This window comes from Pseudorhizobium tarimense, from assembly GCF_022968135.1.
GTDB classification, from domain to species: Bacteria; Pseudomonadota; Alphaproteobacteria; order Rhizobiales; family Rhizobiaceae; genus Neorhizobium; species Neorhizobium tarimense.
The window spans coordinates 1-8,640 of record NZ_JALJRA010000040.1 but is presented as its reverse complement, the minus strand read 5'-3'; the positions used below and the strand labels follow the sequence as shown (position 1 = coordinate 8,640).

Genomic DNA, 8,640 nt, shown 5'->3' with positions numbered 1-8,640 from the left:
GGCGCCAAGGACGGCTTCATTCTCGCTAACCTTGCTTTCGCCCTGCAGCGCGGTGATATCCGCCCAGCGATCGAGGGCCGTGTCAAAGCGATGATTGACGCACTAGGCTAAGAGGAAGGACGGAAGCCATAGTGCGTCGTGCGCGGCATTGGCCATCGGCGATCGGCGCGGAGATTGTCGTTCGCTGAAGACTCTTTCATCCCAAAGGTCAGGGTCTCCGTGCAACGGATTCCAACTTATGAGGAGAGCCGGCAACATCTGGTTAAGGTTTTCTTTCTATTAACCGTTCGGGTGTGACAGCTCAATTTATGGTTTCCGCGTAACATGCAAGAGCCTTCCCGAACCTCATTTTCGCCGGCCACAGCTGACGAGATCCAGCAAACCGAGGCGGCGACATCCCCCTCAACTAGTCCTCAAACGCCCCGCCCTGCTGGGCCTTCTTTAGGTCCCCGAGAAGGGTCCGCTGATGCCATCGTCCTCGACCCGGAGCGACTGCCTTCTTGGCAGCGCCCGTTTGTGCTCGGGCCAAACGTACGTTTTACACGCACACCTTCGAGAAGCTCATCGCCATCTCGGACGCTGCCAACTCAGTCTGTCAAAGATGTCGAGCCAATGAGCTCGGCCGACGTGTCGAACATCACCGACGCCGGATCTCCTGCCAGATGCCTGCAGCAGCGCCTTGAGCTCTCACTCGATCGGGCGGAAAATGATGTTGTGCCACAATCATCGTCCGCGCCGGACGCTCCCGCATCGCCTCGCTTCGCCGTGGTGCATGCGCTAGGGGCAAACAATCCAGATGCCACACATCACCGAAAAGACCGGCCTGTTCCGCCTGAAGGAAACGCGCGTCGAGCTGATGCCGGGCTCTTCGTGCCTGATCACCTGCTTTGGGAGATGCTTAGTCTAGGCGCAGCCGATCTTCAGGATTGTGCGCAAGAGCTGTGGTGTGATGACAGCTTGTTCGGCTCAAACGAGGCACCTCTGGAGGGGCAGTCATGCGTGACTGACGAACCAGCGCCCAAGCGGTATCTGTCGGCACTTCAAAAAGATCCCGCCGATGACACTCCCGAGCCGGAGGATTTTTCACTGGTTCGGCTGTACCGGCAGGTCGAGATCCGTCGCATGCCTCCTGTCACTGTTCAGCCGGAGGCGGTCTCCTCGTGCGAGAGCGTCGAGCGAACGCCGCATACAACCAAGCACTCTATCAATAAGCCGGCAGTCGCTCATACTGTTGACGCTCAGCCGACCTATGAACAGTGCCACGGCGCAGCAGACTACCTGTTTCCCTCGGTGGAACTCCTGCAGCCTGTTGACCTCCGCCACTCGTCGGAAATGAGCCACGAGGCGCTTGAGAAGAGCGCAGGGCTTCTAGAAAGCGTACTGGAAGATTTCGGCATCAAGGGCGACATCATCGATGTGCGGCCTGGACCTGTGGTGACGCTATACGAGTTCGCGCCAGCGCCTGGCGTCAAGTCGTCGCGCATCATCAACCTCTCTGATGACATTGCGCGGTCAATGTCTGCGTTGTCGGCGCGCGTTGCGGTGGTCCCGGGCCGCAATGTCATTGGGATCGAGCTGCCGAATCCGGAGCGCGAAACGGTCTTCCTAAGAGAACTTTTCGAGAGCCAAGATTATCTCACGACGGACTATCGCTTACCATTATGCCTCGGCAAAACCATTGGAGGTGAGCCAGTAGTCGCCGAGTTGGCGAAAATGCCGCATCTTTTGGTGGCTGGAACGACCGGCTCTGGGAAATCAGTGGCCATCAACACGATGATCCTGTCGTTGATCTATCACCTCAGGCCCGACGAGTGCCGCTTGATTATGGTCGATCCAAAGATGCTTGAGCTATCGGTCTATGACGGCATCCCGCATCTCCTGACACCGGTTGTGACAGACTCGAAGAAGGCGGTACTGGCCCTTAAATGGGCGGTCCGTGAGATGGAGGAGCGGTATCGCAAGATGTCGCGCCTTGGGGTTCGCAACATTGACGGCTTCAACAAACGGGTGGCCGAAGCCCGCCGAAAGGGGGAGACAATCCTTGTCTCTGCGCCCTGCGGATTCGATCCCAAAACCGGCCAGGAGCTTTTCGAACAGCAGGAGCTCGATCTTTCAGCCCTGCCGTATATCGTAATCATCGTTGACGAAATGGCCGACTTGATGATGGTCGCCGGTAAGGAAATCGAAGGAGCCATTCAACGTCTTGCTCAGATGGCCCGCGCTGCCGGGATCCACTTGATCATGGCCACACAGCGGCCATCGGTCGACGTTATCACCGGCACGATCAAAGCCAACTTCCCAACGCGGATCTCCTTTCAGGTGACCTCAAAGATTGACAGTCGTACAATCCTCGGAGAGCAAGGCGCCGAACACTTGCTAGGGCAGGGGGATATGCTGCACATGGTGGGCGGTGGACGCATCGCGCGCGTTCATGGTCCCTTCGTGTCGGACCGTGAAGTCGAGAAAGTGGTGGCGCATCTCAAGTCACAGGGACAACCTTCCTACCTTGGTGGAGTCACTGAAGACACTGAGCCGGCTTCTAACGAAGATGGCGACGCAGCCGTATTTGATCAAAGCGAGATGTGCGACGAGGCGGCATCGGACGATCTCTATGCGCGCGCGGTCAAGGTGGTGCAGCGCGACAGCAAGTGCTCGACCTCTTACATCCAGCGACGCCTTTCTATTGGATATAATCGAGCCGCATCGCTGGTTGAAAGGATGGAGCGAGAGGGCCTGGTCGGTCCACCAAATCACGTGGGCAAGCGGGAGATCCTGAATGGAGGGATCAGATCCGAGGGCGAGGCTTGAATCGGTTTGACGAGACGCAGAACCACCTCGTCAGCGCCAGTGCGACCATCGCTAAGCAGCAAAGCGGAGGGCTTTTTCAAATAAAGATAGCAAAGCCTACTTTCGCTCTCGTGTGGCGCGAAACCATGCGCCTGCACAGCCGCGCCACCGGCCTCTATAATTCCAGGACGAACTGCTGGACTTGTCGAGGCTGGCCGGCTTCAAGAGATGAGAGGGTCACGCCCAGAAGCCGCACGCCCTTCTCGACTGGGAACTGTTCCAGCAGGATCATCCGACAAAGGTCTCTCACTTCCTCTGCGGAGCCGATCGCCATTGCGGTGGAGCGGCTGCGTGTGATTTGTTTGAAGTCGGCAAACTTGATCTTTACCGTGACCGTGCGTCCGCGAATGCCGTTGCCCTCGCAATAGCGCCAGACCTTGTCGATTAACGGGTCGATGTTATCCAGCGCCTCCTCGAGCAGGTGGATGTCCGCCCGGAACGTGTCCTCCGCACCAACTGACTTGCGGACCCGGTCAGGTTTCACCTGACGGTTGTCTATGCCTCTGGCGATGCCCCAGAAATAGGGCCCGGACTTGCCGAAGTGCTGCTGCAGGAAGGGGAGGGGTTTTGCCTTCAGGTCAGTTCCGGTCTCAATGCCCAGCCGGTGCATCTTCTCAGCCGTCGCCGGGCCCACGCCATGGAACTTCTTCACTGGCAACGCTTCGACAAAAGCGGGGCCGTTCTTCGGCGTGATAACGAACAAGCCATCTGGCTTGCGCTGGTCGCTTGCCATCTTGGCCAGGAATTTGTTGTAGGAGACACCGGCTGATGCGGTGAGGCCCGTCGTTTGCTTGATCCTTGCGCGGATCTCCTCGGCGATCTCAGTCGCAAGCTCGATGCCCTTCAGGTTCTCAGTCACGTCGAGATAGGCCTCGTCTAGCGACAGCGGCTCGATGAGGGGCGTATAATCCGCAAAGATCTGCCGGATCTGCTGCGAGATTGCCTTGTAGACCTCGAAGCGCGGCTTGACGAAGACGAGGTCCGGGCACTTCCGTTTTGCGGTCACCGAAGCCATGGCGGAGTGAACGCCGAACTTTCGAGCCTCATAGCTTGCAGCCGCCACGACACCGCGGACTTCGCCGCCCCCCACGGCGACTGGCTTGCCACGCAGGTCAGGATTATCGCGCTGTTCAACCGAGGCATAAAATGCATCCATGTCGACGTGGATGATCTTGCGAACAGGCTCTGGCTGTTGGAGGTGAGCCCCGCCCATCACTTCCACATCGAGCGCATCCGAGCGCCGACATCAATACGGACCTGCCTTGCGCTCCGCTCTCCTGCTGCCGCACTCACCTGTGGCCAGGTGGAGGTTTCGAAGAACTGCAGGAGCGTGGCCGGAATGAAGCGTGTGCGGGACGCGTAGACATGACGGTCGCCTTGGCTGTTTTGCCCGCCTATGAAGAAACGCTGCGGGGTGAGAAGCGTTAGGCTATCGCGCGCCCTGGTCATGCCTACATAAAGAAGGCGTCGTTCCTCCTCGATCTCAGCCGTGGTGCCGGTGGCAAGGTCGGAGGGGATGCAGCCGTCGACGCAGTTCAGCATGAAGACGGAGCGCCACTCCTGTCCTTTGGCGGAGTGGATAGTCGACAGTATCAGGTAATCTTCGTCCAGCAGCGGCACGCCAGCCTGATCGCTGGTGGCATCCGGAGGATCGAGCGTCAGTTCGGTCAAGAAACGTTCGCGACCGGGATAGCCGCTTGCGATCTGCTCAAGCTGCAGGAGGTCGGCCTTGCGGGTGTCGGCATCTTCATGGATACGCTCGAGGTGCGGCTCGTACCAATCGCGCGCCAGCGTTATCTCGGCCGGCCATCCCGTGTCAGCCTTGCGCAGCGCCGTCAGAAGCGTCACGATACCCGGCCAGTCATCGCCACTCTTCTGCGGGGGAGGGATCTCAGCCAGCGACTGGAGCGGCTCCGGATCGGCGCCTATGGTATCGAGTATCTTGGCAGCTGTCTGCGGACCTATGCCCGGAAGCATCTGCAAAAGTCGAAAGCCGGCGACGCGGTCGCGCGGATTCTGCGCGAAGCGCAGCACGGCGAGCAGGTCCTTCACATGTGCGGAGTCGAGGAACTTCAGCCCGCCGAACTTGACGAAGGGGACATTGCGGCGCGTGAGCTCGACTTCCAGGCTGCCACTGTGGCTGGAGGCACGGAACAGGACCGCCTGGCTCTTCAGCGGCACGCCGACCTCCCGGTTCGCCAGCACCTGCTCGACAACATAGTTTGCCTGATCGGCTTCATCCTTCACCGTCACCAGCAGGGGCCGCTGCTCGGACTGACGATCGGTCCAGAGGTTCTTGGTGAAGCGCTCGCGCGCCAGATCGATGACACCATTCGCGGCCGCCAGGATTGGCTGGGTCGACCGGTAGTTCCGATCCAGCGTGATCACGTCCGCCGGCTTTGGCGAAAACTCCTTCGGGAAGTCGAGGATGTTGCGGATCGTTGCGGCCCGGAACGAGTAGATCGACTGCGCGTCATCGCCAACGACGGTCAATCCACGGCCGCCAGGCTTCAGGGAGAACAGTATCGACGCCTGGAGACGGTTGGTGTCCTGGTATTCATCCACAAGGACGTGGTCAAAGCGGCTCCCGATATCATTGGCGAGGTCCGGATCGGATACCATCTGCGCCCAGTAGAGCAGGAGGTCGTCGTAATCGAGGACTTTCTGGGCCTGTTTGGCCTCAACATAGCCTGCAAACAGCTCCTTAAGCTGCTTCTCCCAGTTGACGGCCCAGGGATAGGACACCTTCAGCACATCGGAAATTGAACTCTCCGAGTTGACGACACGCGAATAGATGGCGAGGCAGGTGCCCTTGGTAGGAAAGCGGCTTTCCGTCTTCGAGAAGCCGAGCTCATGCCGGACGAGGTTCATCAGGTCGGCTGAATCTTCTCGGTCATGGATGCTGAAGTCGACGGGGAGGCCGATCTGCTCGGCGTAGATGCGTAAGAGCCGCGCGCCAATGCCGTGGAAGGTCCCCGCCCAAGCAAGGGCGTCGGTCATGATAGCGGCATTCTCGCCGAGCACCTGGCGGCAGATCCGCTGCACACGACGCGTCATCTCGGCAGCCGCCCGGCGAGAAAATGTCATCAGGAGGATACGGCGAGGATCGGCGCCATTGACAATGAGGTGGGCAACGCGATGAGCAAGCGTGTTCGTCTTGCCAGAGCCTGCGCCAGCGATGATCAAGAGCGGACCACCGACTGCGCCATCGGGTGAGGCCACTCCATGTTCGACCGCTTGCCTCTGCCGGTCGTTGAGCTTTTCTAGGTAGGCTGCAGTCATTCCGTCTCTCTGGTCTTGGGCCAATGAGACCGGACAAGGGCTCACCGAACAAAAACGGAACATACTCGCCTTTGACCGCATTGCAAAGTGACGACCATCAATGCTCGTCTGCACGCGCGTGTTCACCGGACAGAATGGCGTAGTGGTAGCCGCTTGCCTAAGAGATCAAGGCGATCTGCCGCAACTGATCCAGCGCAATCTCATAATCGTATCCTTGATGCGCCGCGGCTTTGATTGGTGGTGGGCAACAAGCTGCTCTGGTAGTTAGCCGGGACCAAACGCCGAAATGTTTCAGCATCGATGTTGAGCAGCCCAGCAACTGCAATGGTTGTGTCGATCTCGGCCGGATCGCCCAGACGCTCCATCGGCCATCCAACCCGACGAAGAATCCGCTCCATTCGTAAATCCGTGGCGGTGACGAGCTCCTCATATCCATTCAGGAGACACCATTCGAGAATTCCAGCCAGAAGATGATAAGTGACCTCGCTTGCTGGACCCGAGGCGCGCTTTGCGAGGCGGTCGGTATCGACGCAAAAGCGCGAGCTTTCCACCATGGCCGAATGTACGCGTAGCGGAGGCTGAGCCAGAAGCTGCGGAAACGCCACTTGCAGCATGGTCGGCCCGACCGCCGGCAAAAGCCGGACAGCTGCACATACCTCACCCTCAGGATCCACGACGAGTAGATAGGTTGGATTGTGATCGTCGAACTCGTCTTTTTCTAGCCCGCGCTCAACTGTCACCTGCCATCCCAATCTCTGCCTAAAAATCCTTGCGCGCATGCGATACATGTCGTCCAGGAGTTTTGCGTTCACTGCAGGTGAATCCGCCTTCAATTCGAGAATCTTCATCTTCGCCTCCATTTTGGTCTATCTGATCAAAAAGGCGGACTTGCTTCCTCTACAAAAGTGAGGGGGAATCAGTTTATCTATTGGCGGTGGCGCATTAGGTGTACGGAGAAGAAAGCCAAGGCCATAGCTTCGACTTTCAGCTTCGCTATCGGTTGCGCGTTAATGGTGGGGCAGGACGGTGAGTTGGGATTTTGACAGCCTGATCGATCGTATTGTGGTTTCCCTTGAGGGACGTGACATTCGCGCATCGCTTCGTCGGTTTGCCGCCGAGCACGGCTTCGCCCACTTCGCCTATCTCAGCCTGAAGACAAGCGGCGCCTATGCGGTTTCGAATTACCCGCAGGAATGGCAGCGCCGTTATCTCCGTCAGCGCTATGAAAGGATTGATCCTGTGATCTGGATGGCTCACCACGAACGTGGGCTCTTCAGCTGGTCGCTCGCCAACGCAACGGACGGTACCTCGGATGAGCGTCGTCACTTCATCGAGGAGGCCCGTACGTTCGGAATATGCTCAGGCATTTCTATTCCGCTCCCCACCGGCTTCGGCCATAGGGCCATCATCACCTTCGCCGGCGCCGATGACGTTGAAGATCATACAAATGATATCGACCCTCAGGAGGCTTTTGTTGCAGCCTGCATCATCCACGCATTCATAACCGTGCGGGGCGGGCGCAACCATTCGCCTGCTGCTCCTAAGCTGTCACCGCAGGAGACGGTCTGCCTGAAATGGTTAGCTGAGGGCAAAAATATGCCTGAGATCGCTGAACTTCTGGGTCTTAAGTGGGCGACGGTCCGATCAGCGCTAGATGAGGCAAAGCGCAAGCTTAACGCTGTTACATTGCCGCAGGCAACCGCACTCGCTACGTCGTTGCATCTCATCTAGCTTCAGGCGGTCACATCCTGCGGTTTTCGGTCGCGCACGAGGATGAAAATCTGGGCTTTCTGATACTGCGAGAACAGGCTCATCGATCTGCTTCCAGCCCACGTGATCTTATGGGACAAGGTGAAACCTCGCCGTCTTAACACCAACTTCGAACGTGGTCAGCTCGACCACGGACGGCTACCAGGCAGATTGATAAATCTTGAAGATCTGTTCCTTCGTCAGGTCCACAGGATTCCATTCAAGCAGACGCCTGATCGCATGGGCTTCGCGCGCCATGTCCTCGAAATCCTTCTCGACGACACCATGGGCACGGAGCCACATGTCAAGCCCGAGCCCTTCGCAGAATGCTTTCGCGCTCGCTCTAATCTTTGCCTCTCATGAAGCGTCGAAGCCCATTGCCCGGCAGATCATCTCCGTCTTCTCCGGCACGGCCGAGGCATTCACGGCAAAAACATGGGGGAAGATCAACGCATTGGCGATGCCGTGCGCAATCCTGTAGCGGGTGCCGAGCGGATATACCGGAACCTTTGCCGCCACCAGATGATGAAGACGCCGGCGATCGGCAAGGGTGATCTGCGTATAGCATCGAGACATGCCAAAATCTCCAAAGTGAAGCCATTGAGATTACTGGCATGTCGCACTTGGAAATTGAATGTACCCTCCTACAGATATTGTCAAAGCCGGTTATAGACGCGTGCCCACTAGCCGGTTATAGACGCGTGCCCACTAGCCAGTTAGAAACGCGACACTGGCGCTGTCGATCAGCCCCGATCTGAGCGG

6 protein-coding genes and 1 pseudogene are annotated in these 8,640 nt (G+C 58.2%); 3 read left to right on the top strand and 4 right to left on the bottom strand.

The window, feature by feature from the left end; genetic code table 11:
* Together MUU54_RS24160 and MUU54_RS24155 are read left to right on the top strand one after the other, a co-directional pair.
* Window positions 1–111 (top strand): annotated as a pseudogene (locus tag MUU54_RS24160) (UTP--glucose-1-phosphate uridylyltransferase); the annotation flags it as partial.
* Between the two features lie 213 nt (window positions 112–324).
* Complete coding sequence (locus MUU54_RS24155; protein WP_247246486.1) at window positions 325–2,808, top strand: DNA translocase FtsK; 2,484 nt, start codon at window positions 325–327, stop codon at window positions 2,806–2,808.
* Window positions 2,809–2,962: 154 nt separating this feature from the next.
* On the opposite strand, the gene dinB is transcribed toward MUU54_RS24155, so the two are convergent.
* The 3 genes from dinB to traI all read right to left on the bottom strand — a co-directional run bounded on the left by dinB (window position 2,963) and on the right by traI (window position 6,977).
* Entirely contained in the window at window positions 2,963–4,060 is a 1,098-nt protein-coding gene (dinB, locus tag MUU54_RS24150; RefSeq protein WP_247246485.1) for a DNA polymerase IV, read from the bottom strand.
* Window positions 4,060–6,129, bottom strand: a complete 2,070-nt coding sequence (locus tag MUU54_RS24145; protein WP_247246484.1) for an ATP-dependent helicase — start codon at window positions 6,127–6,129, stop codon at window positions 4,060–4,062. The genes dinB and MUU54_RS24145 overlap by 1 nt, the downstream gene beginning before the upstream one ends.
* Before the next feature lie 200 nt (window positions 6,130–6,329).
* Window positions 6,330–6,977 (bottom strand): acyl-homoserine-lactone synthase, encoded by a 648-nt coding sequence (traI, locus tag MUU54_RS24140; protein WP_247246483.1) that lies wholly within the window; start codon window positions 6,975–6,977, stop codon window positions 6,330–6,332.
* Between the two features lie 178 nt (window positions 6,978–7,155).
* Between traI and MUU54_RS24135 the strand changes: the two genes are divergently transcribed.
* A complete protein-coding gene (locus MUU54_RS24135; protein ID WP_247246482.1) occupies window positions 7,156–7,860 on the top strand; it encodes an autoinducer binding domain-containing protein in 705 nt (234 codons plus the stop codon).
* Between the two features lie 375 nt (window positions 7,861–8,235).
* Here MUU54_RS24135 and MUU54_RS24130 read toward each other — a convergent pair whose 3' ends face one another.
* Complete coding sequence (locus MUU54_RS24130; protein WP_247246487.1) at window positions 8,236–8,397, bottom strand: iron-containing alcohol dehydrogenase; 162 nt, start codon at window positions 8,395–8,397, stop codon at window positions 8,236–8,238.
* Between the last annotated feature and the right edge of the window lie 243 nt (window positions 8,398–8,640).

Bases quoted from the DNA above. Each gene is read 5' to 3' on its own strand.
- MUU54_RS24155 (WP_247246486.1), top strand. From the start codon at position 325: ATGCAAGAGCCTTCCCGAACCTCATTTTCGCCGGCCACAGCTGACGAG.
- dinB (WP_247246485.1), bottom strand. From the start codon at position 4,060: ATGGGCGGGGCTCACCTCCAACAGCCAGAGCCTGTTCGCAAGATCATC.
- MUU54_RS24145 (WP_247246484.1), bottom strand. From the start codon at position 6,129: ATGACTGCAGCCTACCTAGAAAAGCTCAACGACCGGCAGAGGCAAGCG.
- traI (WP_247246483.1), bottom strand. From the start codon at position 6,977: ATGAAGATTCTCGAATTGAAGGCGGATTCACCTGCAGTGAACGCAAAA.